This is a genomic window from Janthinobacterium lividum, from assembly GCF_034424625.1.
Lineage (GTDB): Bacteria > Pseudomonadota > Gammaproteobacteria > Burkholderiales > Burkholderiaceae_D > Janthinobacterium > Janthinobacterium lividum.
This window is the reverse complement of sequence record NZ_CP139976.1, coordinates 103,873-125,566: the sequence shown is the minus strand read 5'-3', so window position 1 is coordinate 125,566 and position 21,694 is coordinate 103,873. Positions and strand designations below refer to the sequence as shown.

The window sequence follows — 21,694 nt, the reverse complement described above, 5'->3', positions numbered from 1 at the left end:
ATTGGATGCGATAATACCGCTTCTCCAAGCTATTGATTGCCTTCCATGCCACAATTTGCTCCGCTCCAGAATGATACTTTCCTGCGCGCCTTGCTGCGCCAGCCGACCGAGCATACCCCTGTCTGGCTGATGCGCCAGGCGGGCCGCTATTTGCCCGAATACCGCGCCACGCGCGAGCGGGCCGGCTCCTTCCTGGGCCTGGCAAAGAATCCCGATTACGCGACGGAAGTCACCTTGCAGCCCCTGGAGCGTTTCCCGCTCGACGCGGCGATTTTGTTTTCCGACATCCTGACGGTGCCCGACGCGATGGGTCTGGGCCTGTATTTCGCCGATGGCGAAGGCCCGAAGTTCGAGCGCCCGCTGCGCACGGAACAGGATGTGAAGGCCTTGCAAGTGCCGGACCTGGCATCGCTCGACTACGTCTTCAAGGCCGTCACGCAAATCCGCACGGAACTCAACGGCCGCGTGCCGCTGATCGGTTTTTCCGGCAGCCCTTGGACCCTGGCCTGCTACATGGTGGAAGGCGGCGGCTCGAAAGAGTTCCACACCATCAAGAAGATGCTGTACAACCGTCCGGACCTGATGCACCACATCCTGGCGATTAACGCCACCTCCGTGGCGCAGTACCTGAACGCGCAAATTGATGCCGGCGCGCAAGCCGTGATGATTTTCGACTCCTGGGGCGGTGCGCTGGCTGACGGCGCCTACCAGGAATTCTCGCTGGCCTACATGCAGCAAGTGGTGGCGCAGCTGAAACGCGACAAGGATGGCGTCAAGATTCCCGCCATCGTGTTTACCAAGGGCGGTGGCCAATGGATCGAGCAGATCGCCGATATCGGCGCCGATGCCGTGGGCCTGGACTGGACCGTCAACCTGACGCGCGCGCGCCAGCTGGTCGGCCATAAAGTGGGTTTGCAGGGCAATCTCGACCCGGCCATCCTGTTCGCCAGCCCCGAGCAGATCCGCGCCGAAGTGGCGAAAGTGCTCAACGCCTTCGGCGCCCCATCGGCCGGCACGGGCCATGTATTCAACCTGGGCCATGGCATTTCCCAGTTCACGCCACCGGAATCCGTGGAAGCGATGGTGGAAGCCGTGCACAGCATGAGCCGCGCCATGCGCAGCGGCCAGTAATTTCGGCGCCTCCCCTCGCGCAGGGACAGAAAAGGCAGGCTTTCCAGCGGAAGCCTGCCTTTTTCTTTGCTGCGCCCTAGCAAGAAATACCGACTTATGCACAATTTTTTTTGCTGCGGAAATAAGAGGCAGTGGAAAATCCATGCCCGGGGATGCTCTGCAAGTGCTTGATTATTAAGAAATAAAAAATGCCTTGTTCGGCGGACTTTGTTGCTATTGATAAGGTTATTCTTTCGTTCGCAGGCCTTATTCCTTCATTGTCCACAAAGTTATCAACAGATTCTGTGGATAAAATTGAAAAGTAATTTGTTAACCGATACTTAGCGTCGATGTTCAGGTTTCACGTGAAGTGTATGTTGCAGCGCATGATAATTGAACAATGTTTCGCCGCCCGGCAGGCAAAAACGAACGCTTGCCCGGCAATTGTCAACTTTGCCGCAGGCCGCCCCTGTTTTTCGCGATCGGGTGCCTCAAAGTGGTGCTGATTTCTGTATAAATAAATTACAAATGGTTCAGTTATGCACAGCGGCGGAAATGTCCTGTGGATTTGTAGCCTCCCGGGCATCAATTTTTAAGCCATTGATTTTAAATGGTTAATTTTTCTTGCGTGCCGCTCTTGACGGCGATCGAAATTTTCTGTCCACATTTTTCTGAAAGTTAATTTTGCTTTGTCCACAAAGTTATCCACAGAATTTTCTTCAGGCATGATGACATGCTGTCCTGTCCGCCGTTAGGCGTTTGATAGGTGAAACAAGTATCATGGCCCGCTGGCTTGATGCCGGACATCCCGCGCGCCATTTCCCCTGCGGCGCGCTTTTTTATTGAGATAGGCCCTACTTCCATGTCGCAGTGCATTTTGACGTCGTGCATCCTGAAAATCGCGCTCGACACGCCCTTGAACGCCCTGTTCGACTACCGCTGGAACGCGGCGGTGGATGCCGGTGCGGACGCTGTCGTGGTACTGCCGCAAGTGGGGCAGCTGGCGCTGGTACCGTTCGGCCGGCGCGAAGTGATGGGGCTGATTGTCGGCGTATCCGACAGCACCGACGTTCCCGCCGCGAAATTGAAGGACGTGCTGGCCGTGCGCAGCCAGCTGGCGCCCCTGTCGGAACAGTGGCTGGCGCTGGCCGCCTTTGCCGCCGATTACTACCAGCGTCCGCTCGGTGAAGTGGCGCTGCCGGGTTTGCCGAAGAATTTGCGCGTGCTGACCACCGTGGCGCTCGACCGCGCCATCAAGAAGCTGGGCAAGCTGGCCGACGCGCATGACGGCACGCCGTTCAACATGCCGGCGCTCAACCCGGCGCAGCAGGAAGCGGCGGACGCCATCGGCGGCGCCCAGGGTTTCAAGCCAACCCTGCTGTACGGCGTGACGGGCAGCGGCAAGACGGAAGTGTATCTGCAAGCCTGCGCCCAGGTGCTGGCGCGCGAGGACGATGCGCAAATCCTGATTTTGGTGCCGGAAATTAACCTTACGCCCCAGCTGGAAGGCAATATCCGCGCGCGCTTTCCCGGCGTCATGCTGGCCACCCTGCACAGCAGCCTGTCCGAAGGCGAGCGCATGCTGCACTGGCTGGCCGCGCACCAGGGCCAGGCGCGCATCGTGCTCGGCACGCGATTGGCCATTCTGGCGTCCTTGCCGAAACTCAAACTGATCGTCATCGACGAGGAACACGACCCGTCCTACAAGCAACAGGAAGGCTTGCGCTATTCGGCGCGCGACCTGGCCGTGTGGCGCGCCTGGCAATTGCAGATCCCCATCGTGCTCGGTTCGGCCACGCCGTCGCTGGAAAGCTGGCACCATGCACAGACGGGGCGCTACCGCAAGCTGGAATTGCGCGAACGGGCCGTCAAGAATGCGGTGTTGCCGCGCGTCAAGATTTTGGACATGGAGCGCGACAAGCCGAAAGACGGCCTGACTTCGCATCTGGTAGCCGCCTTGAAACTGCGCATGGAGCGCGGGGAACAGTCGCTGCTGTTCTTGAACCGGCGCGGCTATTCGCCCGTGATCTGCTGCGAATCGTGCGGCTGGATCAGCAATTGCACGCGCTGCACCTCGTTCATGGTGCTGCACAAGCCCGAGCACCGCTTGCGCTGCCACCATTGCAGCCTGGAATTGCGCATTCCCCGCCATTGCCCCACCTGCGGCAACGTCGATCTGCAGCCGCTGGGACGCGGCACGCAGCGGGTGGAAGAGGGCTTGCAGCAATTGTTTCCCGAGGCGCGGATCTTGCGCATCGACGCCGATTCCACGCGCAAGAAGGGCAGCGCGCAGGAAGCGTTCGACACCGTGCACCGGGGCGAAGTGGATATCTTGATCGGCACGCAGATGGTGGCCAAGGGCCACGATTTCAAAAAACTGACCCTGGTCGGCATTTTGAACCCGGACACGGCCCTGTTTTCGCAGGATTACCGGGCCAGCGAACGCCTGTTCGCCCAGCTGATGCAGGTGGCGGGCCGGGCCGGGCGCGCCGCGCAGACGGAAGGGGGCAGCGTGTCCGAGGTGCTGATCCAGACGCGCTATGCGCGCCATCCCCTGTACGACGCCGTCGTCAACCACGATTACGACCACTTCGCCACGACCTTGCTGGAAGAGCGGGCCCAGGCGGCGCTGCCGCCGTATCTGTTTCAGGCCCTGCTGCGCGCCGAGGCGCCCGAACTGGCTACGGCCATCGAGTTCCTGCAGGCGGCGAAAGAGTGCATGGAACACCCGCAGGTGACCATCAATGACCCGATTCCCATGAGCATGACGCGCGTCTACAACGTGGACCGTGCCCAGCTGCTGCTGGAATCCCCCTCGCGGCCCGCGCTGCAGGCGTTTTTAAAAGAATGGCTGGCGGAATTGCGCGCCATGAAGACGCGCGTGAAATGGTCGCTGGAAGTGGACCCGCTGGATATTTAATTAATTCACTGAGTTAGTTCAGATAGTCGCGCGCCGACTTGACGATCTGCTCGGACAGCAGCTTGGTAAATGGCGTGTCCAGGGTCCACGCATGCCAGCTCAGCGGCACGTCCAGGGTGCTGCCCGGCATCAGATCCACGAGACGGTCTGTTGCCAGCGCCTGCGCGGCCAGGCGCTGCGGCATCAAGCCGTAGGCGAGGCCATCCTGGACGCAGCCGCGGCGCGTCGCTTCCACGGGTAAGGTGTGGTGCGGAAACGGTTCACGCATGCTCAATTGTTCAGCAAGGAAACGCGCCAGCAAGCCGTGCTGGCCCACCACGGCGGGCGCCAGTTGTACCGCCTCGGCAATAAAACCATCGCCGAACCAGTGGCCTGCAAATACGGGTGTTGCCACGCAGACATAGCGCAAGGTGCCCAGCGGCGTGACGCTGGTGGCGGCCGCCGCGTCGATCGCTGTGCCGGACTCGGCTGCCACGCAGCCGAACACGGAGCCGTCGCGCACCATCTGCAAGGCGCTGTCGCTGTCGGCCAGGCGCACGTCGAGCTGGCAGCGCGGTGGCGCCAGCAGGGCGGACAAGGTGTCGGGAAACCACGTGGCCAGGCTGTCGGCATCGATGGCGATGGCGATTTCCGGCATGCTGACGCTGTTGCCCAGGTCGATGTCGAGCGACGCTTCCATCAGCTTGACGTTGCGGTGATGCACGATCAGGCGCTGGCCCAGTCCCGTCGGCACGGCTGGCTGGCCACGGATGATCAGCAGGCGCCCGCTGGCGTCTTCCAGCGCCTTGATGCGCTGCGAGACGGCCGACTGGGTGATGCCCAGCGCCAGGGCGGCCTTGTCGAAACTGCCATGGCTGGCAACGGCGTCCAGCACGGCCAGCGCGCGATAATCGAGTGATCCCATTAGCTCAGCTTATAAATTTTGAAAATGATTAGTTATACTAATGCATATATTGCTGCAAAGTAAAACCTTATTTTTGGCAAACGGGTAGTATCGAACGCTATGAGCAACCTCAGTGGATGGATAGCACCATGAAGACGATACGAGTGGATGTGGCCGTGATCGGCAGCGGCACGGCCGGCATGACGGCGCACAAGGCGGCGCGCATGCAGGGCAAGCGCGTGCTGATGATCGAAAGCGGACCGTACGGCACGACCTGCGCCAGGGTGGGCTGCATGCCCAGCAAACTCCTGATCGCGGCGGCCGAGGCGGCCCATGCCGTGGCTGCGGCGCCGGCTTTTGGCGTGCACCCGGGCCCCGTGCGCATCGATGGCCGGCAAGTGATGGCCAGGGTGCGCAGCGAGCGCGACCGTTTTGTCGGCTTCGTGCTCGACGGCGTCAACGCCATCCCTGACGAAGAAAAACTGCGCGGCCATGCGCGTTTTATTTCCCCCGGCACATTGCAGGTGGATGAGCATACGCTTGTCGAGGCCACCAGCGTGGTGATCGCCACCGGTTCCACGCCCATCGTGCCGCCCGAGTGGCAGGCGGCGGGAGACAGGGTCATCACCAGCGACGCCGTGTTCGAGTGGACGGATTTGCCAGGCTCCGTGGCCGTGGTCGGCAGCGGCGTCATCGGCCTGGAATTGGGCCAGGCGCTGGCGCGGCTGGGCGTGCGCGTGACCTTGTTTGCGCGTGGCAATAAAGTCGCGCAGCTGACGGACCCGCTGGTGCTGCGGGAGGCGGATGCCGTACTGGCGCGCGAACTCGATATCCGATTCATGACCAAGGTCGCGCACATGGCAAAAGCGCCTGACGGCAGCGGCATCCTGCTCACCAGCAGCGATGCCGCCGGCGTGGAAAAAACCGAGCAGTTCGAGTATATGCTGGCCGCCATCGGCCGGGCGCCGAACGTGGACAAGATCGGCCTGGAAACGGCGCAAATCGAACTCGACCGCCACGGCATTCCCCTGCATGACCCGCATACCATGCAGTGTGGCAAGAGCGCCATCTTCATTGCCGGGGATGCCGACAACGCACTGCCGCTGCTGCCCGAGGCGGCCGACGAGGGCCGCATCGCGGGCGACAACGCGGCGCGCTTTCCTGACGTCAAACCAGGCTTGCGCCGCACGCCGTTGACGATTGCCTTCACGGAGCCGCAGATCGCCACCCTGGGCGCGACGTACCAGCAATTGTGCGTGAGCCATGCAGGCCGCTTCGCCGTCGGTGCCGTGTCATTCGGCAACCAGGGCCGCAGTCGCGTGATGCTGCAAAACCAGGGCTTGCTGCGCGTGTATGCGGAATTTGGCAGCAAGCGCTTTCTTGGCGCCGAGCTGATCGGCCCAAGGGCGGAACACCTGGGCCATCTGCTGGCCTGGGCATGCCAGGCGCAGCTGACGGTACCAGCCATGCTCGACATGCCGTTTTACCACCCCGTCATCGAGGAAGGCGTGCGCACGGCCTTGCGCGAACTGGCGCTGCACCTGGAAAAAGACCCGGAACATGCGCCCGGCTGCGCCGATTGCACACCTGGGCCCTGAATGCAACTTTATGATTTATATAATTTTGTAGACAAGCTCACATGATTGCGCGATCATCGCTGCCACATTGAAATATTGATTAAAAGCAAAAAACATTTCAATTGGCACATGCCACCCATGCCGCAATGGTAAAAAGGGTAGCGGCTAGCGATGACACGGAGACGATGTGAAAATTCGGCGCATTTACGCGGGAGAACTCGCCCTGGGCGTGGCCCTGCCCTGGGACGTGCACGGCGAGACGGGCAGCCTGCTGGCCAGGCTGGGCCATGTCATCAGCAGCGAGAACCAGATCGCATTGCTGCTGGCGCATGGCGTCATCGCCGATACCAGTGCGGACGTGCCGCGCACGGCCACGGAAGCGCCGTCGGCCCTGCGCATGCTGAACCTTGTCACGGCAGGGCTGGCCCTCGTCCTGCCGGCCATTGCCGCCGGGCAGGCGGGCAGCCACCTATCCCTCGCGCCGCTGGCGCAGCTGGTGGAAGAGGCTGTTGCGCTGGATGCGGACGTGGCGCTGGCTTGCATCCTGCACAACCAAGGCGCGGGCGACTTTGCCGTGCGCCACAGCGTCGACACGGCCGTCATCACGGCCCTGCTGGCGCGCGCTCTGAAACTCGATGATGGCGTGCTCCGCAGCGTGGTGCTGGCCGCGCTGAGCATGAATGTGGGCATGCTGGAACGCCATGCGGATTTCCAGCACAAGGCGGGACCGCTGGACGCGCAGGAGCGGGCCTATTTGCGGGCTCATCCGCAAGCCGGTGTCGACCTGCTGCGCGCGGCGGGCGTCACGGACGCCGTCTGGCTGCAGGCCGTGCTGCAGCACCATGAAAACATCGATGGCAGCGGCTATCCGCTGGGCACGCAAGGCGAGGCGATCGGCATCGGCGCGCGCCTGATCATGCTGGCCGACCGCTATTGCGCGCGCGTTTCGAAGCGCAGCTACCGCCAGCCCTTGCTGCCGAACGTGGCCCTGCGCGAAATGCTGATGGCCGACAAGGCCACGCTGGATGCGCCGCTGGCGTCCCTGCTGGTGCGCGAGCTGGGCATCTACCCGGTCGGCACCTTCGTCAAATTGCTCAATGGGGAAATCGGCGTCGTCACGCGCAAGGGCTTGAATGCCGCCACGCCGCACGTGCAGTCGCTGATCGGCCCCCGCGGCGCGCGCCTGGACGTGCCGCTGCGGCGCGATACGCGCGTGGACTTGCACGCCATCCGCGAAGTGCTCAGTGCGGAGCAGGCGGGTTTGCAGTTTCGCCCTGATCAGCTGTGGGGCCGCAGCGCGCGAATGTAGCCCAGGCGCTTAGTTCAGCAAGCCCGCATCGAGCCGTCCTTCGACTGCCAGTTCGCGCATGATGCGCACGGTGTCGATGTCGGACTCCTTGTAGGCGGAACGGCGGAAGTCGTCGTACAGGGCGTTGGCCGCATCGGTGGCCGCGTCGTGGCCATCGTCGTACTGGAAGCGCACCCACATGCTCGCTTCGTCGGGCATTTCGATGGTCATCACCAGCGAGGACGCGCTGATATCCTTTTGCGCCGGCACTTCGTAGCGCACCTGCAATTGCGGCACCAGCACCACCCTGTCGTTGATGACCAGCTCGCCATAGCGCAGGCTGCGCGCGAAGCCGGCATCGCTGCGCTCGCTGATCTGGCATTCATCGAGGTGCGGCACGAACAGTTTCGGCGACTCGGCGCGCAAGACCAGGCCGCGCCAGACTTGCTCCAGGGTCAAGGTGTCGATCAGCGGGTTCAAAGGATCGTTGATTTCAATCAAGTGTTCAAATTTCATGGGACTGCCATTCGGTAAGTGGGCGCACACGGGCGATATAGGCGGAATGGTACTCCAGGCGTGGCCGTGCCGCACGCATTGCATGGGTCAAGATGGCGTCAGATGGCGATATATCAATGCCATTGCCTGTTTTTCAGGCATGGCCCGCCATGCAAATAGCCTGCGCGACGCTGTTACAATGGGCTGCTGTTCCCTGCGGAAATACCCTGATGTCCAAAGCACCACAGTTCGGTCTGAATGCGCCCCAAAGCGAAGCGGTTACCTACCTCGACGGCCCTTGCCTGGTGCTGGCGGGCGCCGGCTCGGGCAAGACGCGCGTGATCACGCAAAAGATCGCCCATCTGATCGAAGACCGGGGCTATGACCCGCGCACCATCGCCGCCTTGACCTTCACCAACAAGGCGGCGCTGGAAATGCAGGAGCGCATCGCCAAGCTGTTGAAACAGCCGCGCCAGGCCAAGCAGTTGACGGTGTCGACCTTCCACTCGCTGGGCGTGAAAATCCTGCGTCAGGAAGCCAATGGCGTGGGGCTGAAGGACCGCTTTTCCATCATGGACAGCGACGACTGTTTTTCCCTCGTGCAAGACCTCGCCATTACCACCGATAAACAGGTCATTCGCGGCATCCAGAACGCCATGTCCTTGTGGAAAAATGGCCTGATCGACCCGGACATGGCGCTGGCACAAGCCAAGGATGAGGACGAGGCGAACGCGGCGCGCATCTACCGCAGCTATGTGGCAACGCTCTCCGCCTACCAGGCCGTCGATTTCGACGACCTGATCCGCTTGCCGGTGGAACTGTTCCGCAACAACGGTCCCGTGCGTGACAAGTGGCAGCGCCGTTTGCGCTATCTGCTCGTCGATGAATACCAGGATACGAACACGTGCCAGTACGAACTGGTGAAACTGATGGTGACGGGCATCGGCAAGAAGCCGATGTTTACGGCCGTGGGCGACGACGACCAGGCGATCTATGCGTGGCGCGGCGCCACCGTGGAAAACCTGAAGACCCTGGAGACGGATTTCCCCGATTTGCGCGTGATCAAGCTGGAGCAGAATTACCGCTCCACCATGCGCGTGCTCAATGCGGCCAATGCCGTCATCGGCAACAATCCTAAACTGTTTGAAAAGTCGCTGTGGTCCGAACACGGCCTGGGCGAGCCGATCAAGGTGCTGGGCATGCAGACGGACGAGCAGGAGGCGGAACAGGTCGCCATCATGATCTCGGCCGACCATTTCGAGCGCAAGAACAAATTTTCCGATTACGCCATTTTGTACCGGGGCAACCACCAGGCGCGCATCATCGAGCAGTGTTTGCGCAAGGAACGCATCCCGTACACGATCTCGGGCGGCCAGAGCTTCTTCGACAAGGCCGAGATCAAGGACATCATCAGCTATCTGCGCCTGCTGGCCAACGAGGACGACGATCCGGCTTTCATCCGCGCCGTGACGACGCCGCGCCGTGGCGTGGGGCAATCGACGCTGGAGGTGCTGGGCGCGTTCTCGGGGCAGTGGCAGTGCTCGCTGTTCCAGGCCGTCTTCAAGGGCGGCATCGAGGCCAAGCTGACGGACCGTCAGCTGGGTCCGCTGCGCGACTTCTGCAACTTCATCAACGACCTCGAATCGCGCGCCAGCCGTCCGGGCGCGGCCGGCAGCGGCGACAACGCGGCCGAAGTGCTGGATGACATGATGAAGGAAATCCACTACGAATCGTATCTGTACGATGCCTTCGAGGAACGCCAAGCGCAAAGCAAGTGGCAGAATGTGCTGGAATTCGTCAACTGGCTCAAGGAACGGGGCCGGGGCGGCAAGGACCGCGATGGCGAAGAAAAGAACGTGCTGGAATTGACGCAGATGGTGGCCTTGATGACCATGCTCGAGGGCAAGGACGAGGAGCAGGACGCCGTGCGCATGTCGACCCTGCACGCGTCGAAAGGTCTCGAGTTTCCGCACGTGTTTCTGGTCGGCGTGGAAGAGGGCATCTTGCCGCACAAGGGCGACCCTGACGCGCCGGCCGAAACCATCGCCGCGCGCATCCAGGAAGAGCGGCGTTTGATGTATGTGGGCATTACGCGGGCCCAGCGCACCTTGCACATTACGTGGTGCAAGAAGCGCAAGCGGGCTGGCGAGCAAGTCCATTGCGACCCGTCGCGCTTCATCAAGGAAATGGAACTCGACGTGGGCGACGCCGTGCCGACGGAAGCGGAAGTGATTTCGCCCAAGGAGCGTTTGGCGCGCATGAAGGCGCTGTTGGCCGCGCCGAAAGGGTAAGCGGCGCTCAGGCTTCCACTGCGCCGTCTGGCGTGGTTTTTGGCACGATGGCCAGCTGCATGCCCAGCGCATCGAGCATCTTTAAAATGGTTTCGAAGCGCGGCTTGCTGCCTTCGCGCAAGGCTTTATACGCGCCTTCGCGCGTGATGTCGGCCCTGGCCGCCACCTTGCCCATGCCGTAGGCACGCACCACGTCGTTCATGGCGGACTGGAACAGTTCGGCATTGCCGGTGGCGACGATTTCGCTCATGTAGGCGGCCACGGCGGCCTTGCTGGTCAGGTGTTGTGTCGGGTCAAATTTGCTCAGTCCCAATGCTTCCAGGTCGTCGAGGTCGAAGGTGTCGTGGTCGATGTCGTGGTTCATTTCTTTCGTGCTCCTGTGGAGGGGCTTGCCGCCGCTTTTTTGAGGGCCGCCTGCCGGGCTTTCAGCTCCCGGAGGATCGCTTGCGCCTGCTTTATGTCGCGCTGCTGGCTGGATTTGTTGCCGCCCAACAGCAGCAAGATCAGGGTGCCCCGGTTCGTTTCATGAAAATACACGCGCCAGCCCGGTCCCGTCTGTAAAAAGCGCAGCTCGCACACGCCTTCACCCACTGGCCGCCAGTCGCCCTTTTTGCCGTGCTGTAAGTGCTTGATGCGCGCGTCGATGGCGGCGGCCGCAACATCTTGCAGCGAGTCTTCCCAGCGCCGGTATTCGGCCGTCTTGCGCGTGTCGATCAGCGGTGGTTCGGGTGGCGTGGATGCAGTCATTGTAATCGTTTGTTCTCATTCGTCAAGCGATTTGAGGGGGCCAAACGAAAGAATAGGCAGCAATGGCCGTCTGACCGATGGCGAATGGACGAGGTTTGTCCTGGCTCACGCTACTGCGGCGGTAGAATGCCGCTTTCAGTCAGAAATGAGCAGAAGCACCATGGACAATGCAGAACAGATGGAAGTACGTTTCGTCGATATTGAAATCAAGCTGGCGCAGCAGGAAGACCTGGTCGAGTCGCTGAACCAGATGGTGTACCAGCAGGGCAAGCGCATCGACCAGCTCGAGGCGATGCTGCACAAGCTGGGTGAACATGTGCGCGACGGGGCGCAGCAGGCAAATGGCGGGCTGGTCAACGAACGTCCGCCGCATTACTAAATCGGCATCGTGAAGCAGGACGCATGAAAACCATTCATTACCCGCCGACCCGTTAAGGTCAGTCGTTGCGGGTGACGCAAGTGTGTCAGGCTGTTATTATTTCAAGCTGGCCCGCGACACAATCGCGGCTCTCTTGTGCTCCTAGAAAGTAGACATGACCCGTCCAACAATGCTCGTCATCGCCGCCAGCCTGATGCTGGCGCCAGCCGCTGCCGCTTTTGCCGCCACCGCCACCACAGCACCTGCCACTGCCGCTACCGCGGCGGCAACGCTGCCCGCTTCGAACCCGTTTGCGCAGGCCAGCAGCCTGCCATTCAACTATCCGCCGTTCGACAAGGTGCAGGACGCCGACTACGCGCCCGCCTTTACGGCAGGCATGGCCGCCAACCTGGCGGAAATCAACGCGATTGCGAATAACAAGAAGCCAGCTACCTTCGACAACACCATCGTGGCCATGGAACGCTCGGGCCAGCTGCTGAGCCGCGTGCGCACCGTGTTTTCCGTGATGTCCGGTTCGAATACGAATGAGACGATCCAGGGCCTGGAGCGCGAATTGGCGCCGAAAATGGCGGCCCATAGCGACGCGATCATGCTCAACGACAAATTGTTCAAGCGCATCGACACCCTGTACGCCAAGCGCGACAAGCTGGGCCTGGATGCGGAATCGAAACGCCTGCTGGAACGCTACCACACCGATTTTGTACGCGCCGGCGCCAAGCTGTCGGCGGCGGACAAGGAAAAGCTGCGCGCCTATAACGGCCAGCTGGCTGCCCTGTCGACCAAGTTCGCGCAGAACGTGCTGAAGGAATTGAACGCCTCGGCCGTCGTCGTCGATACGCGCGAAGAACTCGACGGCCTGTCGCCGGCCGCCATCGAGGTGGCTGCCGGCCTGGCCAAGAAGCGCGGCCTGGATGGCAAGTATGTGATCGCTCTCGTCAATACGACGGGCCAGGCGCCGCTGTCGCTGCTGACCAACCGCGCCTTGCGCGAACGCATCATGGCCGCTTCGCAAGCGCGCGGCAGCCGTGGCGGCGAGTTCGACAATACCCAGGAAGTGCTGGAACTGGCAAAACTGCGCGCCGAACGTGCCGCGCTGATGGGCTATCCGAACTACGCAGCGTATTCGCTGGAAGACCAGACGGCGCACGACACGACCGCCGTGAACGCGCTGCTGGGCGAGCTGGCAAAACCGGCCGTCGTCAATGCGCGCCGTGAAGCGGACGATATCCAGAAGGTCATCGATGCAGGCAAAGGCGGCTTCAAGGTGGGCGCCGCCGACTGGGCCTTCTACAGCGACAAGGTGCGTGCCGAACGCTACAACTTCGACGAGACTCAGTTGAAACCGTACTTTGAAATGCACAGTGTGCTGACCAAGGGCGTGTTCTTTGCTGCTGGCAAATTGTATGGCTTGACCTTTAAGCAGCGCACCGACTTGCCTGTCTACACGTCCGACATGCTGGTGTACGATGTCTTCAATGAAGACGGCACGCAGCTGGCCATCTTTACGCTCGACCCTTACGCGCGCAGCAACAAGCGCGGCGGCGCCTGGGCGAATGCCTACGTGGGCCAGTCGACCTTGCTGAACCGCAAGCCCGTCATCGCGAATAACCTCAACATTCCAAAGCCGGAAGCGGGCCAGCCGACCCTGATGACGTTTGACGAAGTCAACACCATGTTCCACGAATTCGGCCATGCGCTGCACGGCATGTTTTCGAACGTGAAATACCCGCGCTTTGCCGGCACCAGCGTGCCGCGCGACTTCGTCGAATACCCGTCGCAAGTCAATGAAATGTGGGCGCTGTGGCCGGAAGTGCTGCAAAACTATGCCAAGCACTATCAGACGGGCGCGGCTATCCCTGCCGAACTGCTGGCGAAAGTGACGGCGGCCGACAATTTCAACCAGGGCTATAAAACCACGGAATACCTGGCATCGGCCCTGCTGGACCAGCGCTGGCACCAGCTGACCCCGGCACAGATCCCGACCGACGTGCTGGCGTTTGAAAAAGCCGCCTTGACGGATGCCGGCGTCGATTTCGCCCCGGCGCCGCCGCGCTACCGCACCACGTATTTCTCGCACGCGTTCGCGGGCGGCTATTCGGCCGGCTACTACGCGTATCTGTGGTCGGAAAAGCTCGATGCCGACACGGTCGAGTGGTTCAAGGAGAACGGCGGCCTGACGCGCAAGAACGGCGACTGGTTCCGCAGCAAATTGCTTTCGCGCGGCGGCAGCGCCGATGCGCTCGACATCTACCGCAACTTCCGCGGCCGCGATGCGAAGATCGAGCCGCTGCTGGAACGCCGTGGCTTGAACGGCAAGTAAGTGGTGTAATGCCGGCGTCAACGCCGGGTCAATGAAAATGGCTGCCAAGGGATTGGCGGCCATTTTTATTTGGAGTTTTTGATTGTAAACCGTGGTAAACCGCGCATTTGGCGTGATACACCACAGGATCGCCCATGTTGGATGACGCCTGTGTGACAGGCTGCTATGATCTGCCACTGGCCCGCGACGCGATCGCGGTTCTTCCCCGCGCTTCCTGAAAGATGTCATGATCCGTCCACAACTGCTCGTCATCGCCGCCAGCGTCATGCTGGCCCACGCCGCTCCGTCCGCCATGGCTGCCACCACCGCAAAATCCGCGCCCGCCGCTGCCGTCAGCGCCCAGAACCCCCTGCTCAAAGCCAGCCCGCTGCCATTCCAGATGCCGCAGTTCGGCTTGATCAAGGATGCGCATTATGCGCCGGCGTTTGCCGAAGGCATGAAACGCCAGTTGGCCGAAGTCAACGCGATTGCCAGCAACCGCCAGGCGCCCACGTTTGAAAACACCATCGTGGCCCTCGAGCGCACGGGGCAGCTGCTGCACCGCGTGCAAAGCATCTTCAGCAACATGACTTCCACCAACACGAACAGCGTGCTGGAAGCGGTGGAAGTGGACGTGTCGCCGAAGCTGGCCGCGCACGCCGATGCGATCACCCTGAATCCGAAACTGTTTACCCGCATCGACACCCTGTACGCCAAGCGCGACAAGCTGGGCCTCGACGCCGAATCCCTGCGCTTGCTGGAACGCTACCACACGGATTTCGTGCGCGCCGGCGCCAAGCTGTCCGATGCGGACAAGGAAAAATTGAAAGCCTACAACGCCGAGCAGGCGGGCCTGGAAACTGCCTTCGCGCAAAACGTGCTGAAGGAAACGAATGCCAAGAGCATCGTCGTCGACACGCGTCTTGAGCTGGCCGGCATGACGGACAGCGATATCGATACGGCCGCCTCGGCAGCCAAGGAGCGCGGCTTGACGGGCAAGTTCGTCATCGCCCTCGTCAATACCAGCGGCCAGCCGCCGCTGGCCGTATTGACGGATCGCAAGACGCGCCAGCGCCTGATGGATGCGTCGCTGAACCGCGGCAGCCAGGGCGGCGAGTTCGACAACCGCGCCATCGTGCTGAAGCTGGCCAAATTGCGCGCCGAACGGGCCACCCTGCTCGGTTACGCCAATTACGCCGCCTACTCGCTGGAAGACCAGACGGCCAAGACGACCACGGCCGTCAACACCCTGCTGTCGGAATTGGCGAAACCGGCCGTTGCCAACGCGCGCCGCGAAGCGGCCGACCTGCAGCAAGTGGTCGATGCCGAGAAGGGCGGCTTCCAGGTGGCGGCCGCCGATTGGGCCATCTACACGGACAAGCTGCGCAAGCAACGTTTCAATTTCGATGAAAACGAGCTGAAACCGTACCTGGAATTGAACAGCGTGCTGAACAATGGCGTCTTCTTTGCCGCCAATAAACTCTACGGCATCAGCTTCAAGCAACGCACTGATCTACCGGTGTATAACCCGGACGTGCGCGTCTACGATGTGCTCGACGCCAACGGCAAGCCGCTGGCCCTGTTCATCGCCGACTTCTATGCACGCGGCAACAAGCATGGCGGCGCGTGGATGAATGAATACGTGTCGCAATCGTCGTTGATGGGCACGCATCCGGTGGTGGCCAACCAATTGAACATTCCGAAGCCGCCCGCCGGCCAGCCGACCTTGCTGACGTTCGATGAAGTGACGACCATGTTCCACGAATTCGGCCATGCGCTGCACGGCATGTTTTCGAACGTGAAATACCCGCGCTTTGCCGGCACCAGCGTGCCGAGCGACTTCGTCGAGTATCCATCGCAAGTCAATGAAATGTGGGCCGTCTGGCCGGAAGTGCTGCAAAACTATGCCAAGCACTACCAGAGCGGCGCGGCGATGCCGCAGGAATTGCTCGACAAGGTCACGGCGGCAAAGAAATTCAACCAGGGTTTCATGACGACGGAATACCTGTCGGCGGCCCTGCTGGACCAGCGCTGGCACCAGCTGGCGCCGAGCCAGATCCCGACCGATGTGTTGGCCTTTGAGGCGGCATCGCTGAAGGATGCAGGCGTCGATTACGCGCCCGTGCCGCCGCGCTACCGCACCAGCTACTTCTCGCACAGCTTCTCCGGCGGCTACTCGGCAGCGTATTACGCCTACCTGTGGTCGGAAAAGCTGGACGCGGAATCGGTCAACTGGTTCAAGGAAAACGGCGGCCTGACGCGCAAGAATGGCGACTGGTTCCGCAGCAAATTGCTGTCGCGCGGCGGCAGCGTCGATGCGCTGCAACTGTTCCGCGACTTCCGCGGCCGCGATGCCACCGTGGAACCATTGCTGGAACGCCGCGGCTTGAACGCGAAGTAAGGCGTCCCCATCAGAAGCTTGCGTTGCGTTGACATGGCGCACGCAAGCTTTCCGTGCCGGCGGCGTAGAATTGAGTAAGATGTAAATAAGAAGGCAGTCGAAAGAGTATATGAGTCAGCAAGATTTGAATGGCATTACCCTGGAAGGTATCGTGACGCGCCTGCAAGCCCATTACGGCTGGGACGGCTTGGCCAAGCACATCGATATCAATTGCTTCATCAGCGATCCCAGCATCAAGTCGAGCCTGAAATTTTTGCGCAAGACCCCGTGGGCCAGGAGCAAGGTGGAACAGCTGTACCTGGACACGCAATTTACTGACTGACAGGAAAAAACATGGATAGCAAACTCAAGGAATCGCTGCAACAACTGCATTCGACACTGGAAACCAGCGGCCCCGTCGATGAAGAACTGCATGGTTTGCTGCAAAAACTCGATGTCGACATCAAGTTGCTGATGGAAAAGCGCGCCGCGCAGGAACAGGAAGAAGAATCGACCACCTATGGACTGGCCGAGCGGAGCCAGGAATTGTCGGCCAAGTTTGCCGTCAAGCATCCGAAACTGGAGCCGGCCTTACGCGAATTGGGTGAAATTCTCGCGAATATGGGGATTTGATCGGAGTCGATCGCTGTGCGCTGATCGGGGTCCGTCGCTACGTGATCGCAATGCGCCCCACTGGGGCGCGTTGCCCCGACGGGTCTGACCCCAAGGGCCTCTTTCTCCCAAGTAATTGAAAAATAAACGTTTTTTGTACTGAAATCCAACAGTAAAAAGCAGGCCGTCAGGTTGGAAATGGCCAATTCCGGTACAATCCGTACCCTATGAGCTCCCCTACCAATTTATTTGCGACCGTTCCCAAGCGGTCTGCCCGCGCTGCCGTGGCGCCTTTCCTGCCGATGTCGCGTGCCGAGATGGACGCGCTGGGCTGGGACCAGTGCGACGTCATCCTCGTCACGGGCGACGCCTATATCGACCATCCGAGTTTCGGCATGGCCCTGGTCGGCCGCCTGCTCGAAGCGCAGGGTTACCGCGTCGGCATCATCAGCCAGCCGGACTGGCTGTCGGCCGACGCCTTCCGCATCCTCGGCAAGCCGCGCCTGTACTACGGCATTACCGCCGGCAACATGGATTCCATGGTCAACCAGTACACGGCCGACCGCAAGATCCGCTCCGACGATGCCTACACGGCGAACGCCGAACCGAACAAGCGCCCGGACCGCGCCGTCACCGTGTACGCCCAGCGCGCGCGCGAAGCGTATCCCGACGTGCCTGTGGTCATCGGCAGCATCGAAGCGTCGCTGCGCCGCATCGCCCATTACGATTACTGGTCGGACAAGGTCCGCCGTTCCGTCTTGCCCGATTCCAAGGCTGATTTGTTGATCTTTGGTAATGCCGAGCGGGCGCTGGTCGACCTGACCCATCGCCTGGCCGCTGGCGAATCGATCAAGGATATCCGCGACTTGCGCGGCACGGCCTTCATGGTGCCGTCCGGCTGGCTGCCCGGCGACGACTGGGGCGTGCACAATTCCACCCGCGTCGACGTGCCCGGCAAGATCGATCCGCACTACAGCCCGTACGAGATGGTGCAGGAAGACAAGACTGCCTGCGCCACGGAAAATGCCTCGAAATCGGCCGAAGTCATCAAGCCGATCCGCATCATGAGCCGCGAAGAGCGCCTGGCCATGGCCAAGGAAAAGCATGACAAGACGGTCGTGCGCCTGCCTGCCTACGACGTCGTCAAGGACGACCCCGTCATGTATGCGCACGCGTCGCGCGTGTTCCACCTGGAATCGAATCCCGGCAATGCGCGCGCCATGGTGCAGGCGCACGGCGAACGCGACGTGTGGCTCAACCCGCCGCCGCTGCCGCTGGCCATGGACGAGATGGATGGCGTGTACGACATGAACTATGCGCGCGCGCCGCACCCGAGCTATGGCAAGGCGCATATCCCCGCCTGGGAAATGATCCGCTTTTCCGTCAATATCATGCGCGGCTGCTTCGGCGGCTGTACTTTCTGCTCGATCACGGAACATGAAGGCCGCATCATCCAGAGCCGTTCGGAACCGTCGATCCTGCGCGAAATCGAGCATATCCGCGATAAAACCAAAGGTTTTACGGGCACCATTTCCGATATGGGCGGTCCGACGGCGAATATGTATCGCCTGGCGTGCAAGGAAAAAGAGATCGAAGTCTCGTGCCGCCGCCTGTCCTGCGTGTATCCGTCCATCTGCGTGAACCTGGGCACGGACCACAGCAAGCTCATTTCCCTGTACCGCAAGGCGCGTGCCATTCCCGGCATTAAGAAAGTCTTGATCAGCTCGGGCTTGCGCTACGACCTGGCCGTGCGTTCCCCCGAGTACGTCAAGGAACTGGTGACGCACCACGTCGGCGGTTTGCTGAAGATTGCCCCTGAGCACACGGAAGAGGGCACCTTGTCGAAGATGATGAAGCCCGGCATCGGCGCGTATGACGAGTTCAAGGAAATGTTCGACCGTTTCTCCCTGGAAGCGGGCAAGAAGCAGTATTTGATCCCTTACTTTATCGCCGCCCATCCGGGCACGACGGACACGGACATGCTGAATTTGGCCCTGTGGCTGAAGAAAAACAATTTCAAGCTGGACCAGGTGCAAACCTTCATGCCCACGCCGATGGCCATGGCGACGACCATGTATCACACACGCAAGAATCCTTTGCGCAAGGTGACGGCAGACTCGGAAGTGGTGGAAACGGCCCGCAGCGGCAAGATCCGCCGCACGCATAAAGCCTTCCTGCGCTATCAGGACCCGGCCAACTGGCCGATCCTGCGCGAAGCACTGGTCAACATGGGCCGTGGCGACTTGATCGGCAATGGCGACAAGCATTTGATCCCGGCCTGGACGTCGTCGGAATCGGGCGGCCTGGCCGCAGGCGAACGCAGCCGCCAGACGCATGGCGCCGGCACGCCGGACAAGTTCAAGGTCACGCCAGGCAAGAACCGTATCGCCCTGGGCGGCACGGCCGCCGCACCGAAGGCGAGCGCCGTCGAATCGAAGGTGCGTCCATCGATCTTGTCGACCATCAAGACCAAGGCCAAGCCGGCCGCCGTGCCGATGGGCCGTGGTAGCAAGCCGCCAGCCAAGGGCGGCCATCCCGCGCCGGCACGGGGCGGACGCAAGTAAGCCAGCGTCACTGTTCTCGGCACCTGGGGCATCCTCTCGAAACCCGGCAACGCGTACTGCGTTGCCGGGTTTTTTGCTATCTGCGCCCCGGGATGGCGTGGCGGCAAGCCTTGGCAGCAGGATTTTTACCAATATTTAAAAAATGAATAGAGCAAAAGGCAATTTTCCCTTGTGGCAACTCAGTGTTTGAAAATATACTCGTTGGATATTTAGCCGTACGGCAACAAAGCTGCCATTCTGGCAAGCGCCAGCGTACGCGCCACCCAGTGTTTAGATGAAAAGAGATGCCAATTGAAATGCCTTTCCTGCCAGGCCGAGAATAAGCCGGGCGCAAAATTCTGCTCTTCCTGCGGCACGACGTTTGCCGCCGCTCCTGCCGCCGTCCCGCTGCCGGGCAAAGCCTGTGGCCAATGCGGCCATGACTGCAAGCCCGATGCCAAGTTCTGCCCCAAGTGCGCATTCAGCTTTGCCGTGGCGCCAGTGGCATCGCTGGCACCGGTTTTTGAGCCGATTATTGATCCCATTCCTGCGCCGATTCCTGAGCCGATTCCTGAACCAGTGCGTGTGTTCGTTCCTGAGCCCGTGCCTGTGGCAGAAGTGGTCGCGGAAGCTGTCCCGGAACCGATTCCCGTTTCCATCCCGGCGCCTGTCGCGCCGCCGCCACCGCCCGTGCTGGAAAAGCGCCGTGCCGATCCCGTGCCTGCACCGGAACCAGAAGCCACTCCCGCACCCGTGGCAGACAGCGTTCCCGACACGCCGCTTGACAGCCAACCGGGCGGCAACCGCATGAAACTGATCGCCGCAGCCGTCGCCGCGGTGGTGCTGCTGGGCGGTGCTGGCGCTTACTATTTCTTGTCAGGCAAGCCGGCTGCACCGGCATCCGAACTCGCTCCAGCCTTGCCCGCGCTGGAAGACCCTGCGCCTGCCGCCGAGCAGCCGCTGGCCATCAGCGACCCTGCGCTCGATGGCGCCACGACGGCCGATTTTGCCGCGACACCTGCTGCGGAGCCTGAGCCTGAGCCAGCGGCAGCTCCCGCACCTGCTCCGGCGCCAGCGCCGGCACCGGCACCCGTCGTGGAAAAACCAGCCAAGCCCGTCAAGGTGACCCCGCCACCGGCGCCTGTCAAACAGACGACCGGCCTGGAAAGCGTCATCACGGACAGCCTGTCGGAAGCGAGCCATTGCATGAGCCAGCGCAAATACGACTGTGCCATTGCCAACGCGAATGCCGTGTTGCGCATGGACACGGGCAACCGCTACGCGCTCGATATCAAGCGCAAGGCGAAAGAAGCGCAGGACAAGGCGCTGTCGCAAATCCAGATCGAGTAAGCCGCGCTGCTTGCCTTCCATTCCTATTTTGATCTTTCCGGAGAATAACGTGAAAAACTTGAAACAAATTGCCAAGCCCATGGTGGCGATGCTGGTCGTGTCCTCGATGCTGGCCGGCTGCGCCGCGCCGGGCGGCCCTGGCGCCACCGGCAATACCACCACCGCAGGCACGGAAGCGGCCAGCGGCGAATGCAATACGGCCATGCTGGCCGGCATCGGCGCTGTCGTGGGCGGCTTGCTGGGCGGCGGCAACAACACCGTGCGCGGCGCGGCACTGGGTGCCAGCCTGGGCGCGCTTGCCTGCGTGGCCTTGAATTATCAAAGCCAGCAAGTCAAGACGGCGCAGCAGGTGCAGACCGACTACAAGGTGGCCAACAAGGGCAAGCTGCCCGAGCAGTCGACCCTGGTGAAGTACGAGACGGGCTTTACGCCATCTTCCGTGCGTCCGGGCCAGAAGGCGCAGACCAATTCGTATATCGAAGTGGCGGCCGGCACGCGCGATCCGAACCCGCTGGTGGAAGAGGAATTGAGCCTGTACAAGCCAAATGGCGAGCTGATCAAGACCGTGCGCAAGGTCGTCAGCAGCAATAACGGCAGCGGCGCCTACAAGGGCGGCTTCTCGATTCCCATGCCGGAAGGCGTGCCGCAGGGCATTTACCCGGTGCGCACGGCGCTGTACCTGAATAGCAAGCGTGTCGGCGGCCAGGACGTCAAGCTGCAGATCGTCCAGCGCCAGGCGCCCGCGAGCGAACTGCAACTGGCGCTCGCCTACTAACACCTTGGTACCACGGGGCGGCCCGGCATGCCGCTCCATTCCCGA

At 61.5% G+C, this 21,694-nt stretch carries 18 protein-coding genes and 1 pseudogene; 14 read left to right on the top strand and 5 right to left on the bottom strand.

Annotation, left to right across the window (positions count from 1 at the left end; all coding sequences use genetic code 11):
• The first annotated feature begins 45 nt into the window (after nt 1-45).
• Nucleotides 46-1,131, top strand: coding sequence for a uroporphyrinogen decarboxylase (gene hemE / locus U0004_RS00520; RefSeq protein ID WP_034780918.1), 1,086 nt, complete (start codon nt 46-48; stop codon nt 1,129-1,131).
• A gap of 571 nt (nt 1,132-1,702) precedes the next feature.
• On the opposite strand, the gene U0004_RS00515 is transcribed toward hemE, so the two are convergent.
• Nucleotides 1,703-1,837, bottom strand: coding sequence for a hypothetical protein (locus tag U0004_RS00515; RefSeq protein WP_256607843.1), 135 nt, complete (start codon nt 1,835-1,837; stop codon nt 1,703-1,705).
• A gap of 135 nt (nt 1,838-1,972) precedes the next feature.
• Between U0004_RS00515 and U0004_RS00510 the strand changes: the two genes are divergently transcribed.
• Nucleotides 1,973-4,030, top strand: a complete 2,058-nt coding sequence (locus U0004_RS00510; RefSeq protein WP_070257799.1) for a primosomal protein N' — start codon at nt 1,973-1,975, stop codon at nt 4,028-4,030.
• Nucleotides 4,031-4,043: 13 nt separating this feature from the next.
• Here the strand turns inward: U0004_RS00510 and U0004_RS00505 are convergent, their stop codons facing one another.
• Entirely contained in the window at nt 4,044-4,934 is an 891-nt protein-coding gene (locus U0004_RS00505; RefSeq protein WP_034780913.1) for an ArgP/LysG family DNA-binding transcriptional regulator, read from the bottom strand.
• A 128-nt stretch (nt 4,935-5,062) separates the two neighbouring features.
• Here U0004_RS00505 and U0004_RS00500 point away from each other — a divergent pair, with 128 nt between their 5' ends.
• Nucleotides 5,063-6,511 (top strand): dihydrolipoyl dehydrogenase, encoded by a 1,449-nt coding sequence (locus U0004_RS00500; protein ID WP_070257820.1) that lies wholly within the window; start codon nt 5,063-5,065, stop codon nt 6,509-6,511.
• Nucleotides 6,512-6,677: 166 nt separating this feature from the next.
• Nucleotides 6,678-7,799 (top strand): HD-GYP domain-containing protein, encoded by a 1,122-nt coding sequence (locus tag U0004_RS00495; protein WP_230523271.1) that lies wholly within the window; start codon nt 6,678-6,680, stop codon nt 7,797-7,799.
• A gap of 9 nt (nt 7,800-7,808) precedes the next feature.
• Here U0004_RS00495 and U0004_RS00490 read toward each other — a convergent pair whose 3' ends face one another.
• Nucleotides 7,809-8,294 (bottom strand): SRPBCC family protein, encoded by a 486-nt coding sequence (locus tag U0004_RS00490; protein ID WP_070257800.1) that lies wholly within the window; start codon nt 8,292-8,294, stop codon nt 7,809-7,811.
• A gap of 209 nt (nt 8,295-8,503) precedes the next feature.
• Between U0004_RS00490 and U0004_RS00485 the strand changes: the two genes are divergently transcribed.
• Nucleotides 8,504-10,564: a UvrD-helicase domain-containing protein gene (locus U0004_RS00485; RefSeq protein ID WP_051991465.1), complete on the top strand. Its 2,061-nt coding sequence runs from the start codon at nt 8,504-8,506 to the stop codon at nt 10,562-10,564.
• 7 nt (nt 10,565-10,571) lie between these two features.
• Here U0004_RS00485 and U0004_RS00480 read toward each other — a convergent pair whose 3' ends face one another.
• On the bottom strand, nt 10,572-10,928 hold the full coding sequence (locus tag U0004_RS00480) for an addiction module antidote protein (RefSeq protein ID WP_052140027.1): 357 nt from the start codon (nt 10,926-10,928) through the stop codon (nt 10,572-10,574).
• Complete coding sequence (locus tag U0004_RS00475; RefSeq protein ID WP_070257801.1) at nt 10,925-11,311, bottom strand: type II toxin-antitoxin system RelE/ParE family toxin; 387 nt, start codon at nt 11,309-11,311, stop codon at nt 10,925-10,927. Before U0004_RS00475 ends, U0004_RS00480 begins: the two co-directional genes overlap by 4 nt.
• 160 nt (nt 11,312-11,471) lie before the next feature.
• Here U0004_RS00475 and U0004_RS00470 point away from each other — a divergent pair, with 160 nt between their 5' ends.
• The 9 genes and pseudogenes from U0004_RS00470 to U0004_RS00430 all read left to right on the top strand — a co-directional run bounded on the left by U0004_RS00470 (nt 11,472) and on the right by U0004_RS00430 (nt 21,649).
• Nucleotides 11,472-11,690: a SlyX family protein gene (locus U0004_RS00470; RefSeq protein WP_034753936.1), complete on the top strand. Its 219-nt coding sequence runs from the start codon at nt 11,472-11,474 to the stop codon at nt 11,688-11,690.
• Nucleotides 11,691-11,844: 154 nt separating this feature from the next.
• Nucleotides 11,845-14,010: a M3 family metallopeptidase gene (locus U0004_RS00465; protein ID WP_231958558.1), complete on the top strand. Its 2,166-nt coding sequence runs from the start codon at nt 11,845-11,847 to the stop codon at nt 14,008-14,010.
• A gap of 226 nt (nt 14,011-14,236) precedes the next feature.
• Complete coding sequence (locus tag U0004_RS00460) at nt 14,237-16,390, top strand: M3 family metallopeptidase (protein ID WP_070257803.1); 2,154 nt, start codon at nt 14,237-14,239, stop codon at nt 16,388-16,390.
• A gap of 109 nt (nt 16,391-16,499) precedes the next feature.
• A complete protein-coding gene (locus tag U0004_RS00455; protein ID WP_034780902.1) occupies nt 16,500-16,712 on the top strand; it encodes a VF530 family protein in 213 nt (70 codons plus the stop codon).
• A gap of 11 nt (nt 16,713-16,723) precedes the next feature.
• On the top strand, nt 16,724-17,002 hold the full coding sequence (locus U0004_RS00450; RefSeq protein WP_034753883.1) for a DUF4404 family protein: 279 nt from the start codon (nt 16,724-16,726) through the stop codon (nt 17,000-17,002).
• Nucleotides 17,003-17,283: 281 nt separating this feature from the next.
• Nucleotides 17,284-19,545, top strand: coding sequence for a YgiQ family radical SAM protein (locus U0004_RS00445; protein ID WP_034781012.1), 2,262 nt, complete (start codon nt 17,284-17,286; stop codon nt 19,543-19,545).
• A gap of 291 nt (nt 19,546-19,836) precedes the next feature.
• Nucleotides 19,837-19,941: pseudogene (locus tag U0004_RS30075) on the top strand (zinc-ribbon domain-containing protein); the annotation flags it as partial.
• Nucleotides 19,942-20,109: 168 nt separating this feature from the next.
• Nucleotides 20,110-20,874, top strand: coding sequence for a hypothetical protein (locus U0004_RS00435; RefSeq protein ID WP_139144207.1), 765 nt, complete (start codon nt 20,110-20,112; stop codon nt 20,872-20,874).
• Nucleotides 20,875-20,923: 49 nt separating this feature from the next.
• A complete protein-coding gene (locus tag U0004_RS00430) occupies nt 20,924-21,649 on the top strand; it encodes a hypothetical protein (protein ID WP_139144208.1) in 726 nt (241 codons plus the stop codon).
• The last annotated feature ends 45 nt before the right edge of the window (nt 21,650-21,694 follow it).

Coding starts and splice junctions, on each gene's coding strand:
- hemE (WP_034780918.1), top strand. CDS start 46: ATGCCACAATTTGCTCCGCTCCAGAATGATACTTTCCTGCGCGCCTTG.
- U0004_RS00515 (WP_256607843.1), bottom strand. CDS start 1,837: ATGCCTGAAGAAAATTCTGTGGATAACTTTGTGGACAAAGCAAAATTA.
- U0004_RS00510 (WP_070257799.1), top strand. CDS start 1,973: ATGTCGCAGTGCATTTTGACGTCGTGCATCCTGAAAATCGCGCTCGAC.
- U0004_RS00505 (WP_034780913.1), bottom strand. CDS start 4,934: ATGGGATCACTCGATTATCGCGCGCTGGCCGTGCTGGACGCCGTTGCC.
- U0004_RS00500 (WP_070257820.1), top strand. CDS start 5,063: ATGAAGACGATACGAGTGGATGTGGCCGTGATCGGCAGCGGCACGGCC.
- U0004_RS00490 (WP_070257800.1), bottom strand. CDS start 8,294: ATGAAATTTGAACACTTGATTGAAATCAACGATCCTTTGAACCCGCTG.
- U0004_RS00485 (WP_051991465.1), top strand. CDS start 8,504: ATGTCCAAAGCACCACAGTTCGGTCTGAATGCGCCCCAAAGCGAAGCG.
- U0004_RS00480 (WP_052140027.1), bottom strand. CDS start 10,928: ATGAACCACGACATCGACCACGACACCTTCGACCTCGACGACCTGGAA.
- U0004_RS00475 (WP_070257801.1), bottom strand. CDS start 11,311: ATGACTGCATCCACGCCACCCGAACCACCGCTGATCGACACGCGCAAG.
- U0004_RS00470 (WP_034753936.1), top strand. CDS start 11,472: ATGGACAATGCAGAACAGATGGAAGTACGTTTCGTCGATATTGAAATC.
- U0004_RS00465 (WP_231958558.1), top strand. CDS start 11,845: ATGACCCGTCCAACAATGCTCGTCATCGCCGCCAGCCTGATGCTGGCG.
- U0004_RS00460 (WP_070257803.1), top strand. CDS start 14,237: ATGATCCGTCCACAACTGCTCGTCATCGCCGCCAGCGTCATGCTGGCC.
- U0004_RS00455 (WP_034780902.1), top strand. CDS start 16,500: ATGAGTCAGCAAGATTTGAATGGCATTACCCTGGAAGGTATCGTGACG.
- U0004_RS00450 (WP_034753883.1), top strand. CDS start 16,724: ATGGATAGCAAACTCAAGGAATCGCTGCAACAACTGCATTCGACACTG.
- U0004_RS00445 (WP_034781012.1), top strand. CDS start 17,284: ATGTCGCGTGCCGAGATGGACGCGCTGGGCTGGGACCAGTGCGACGTC.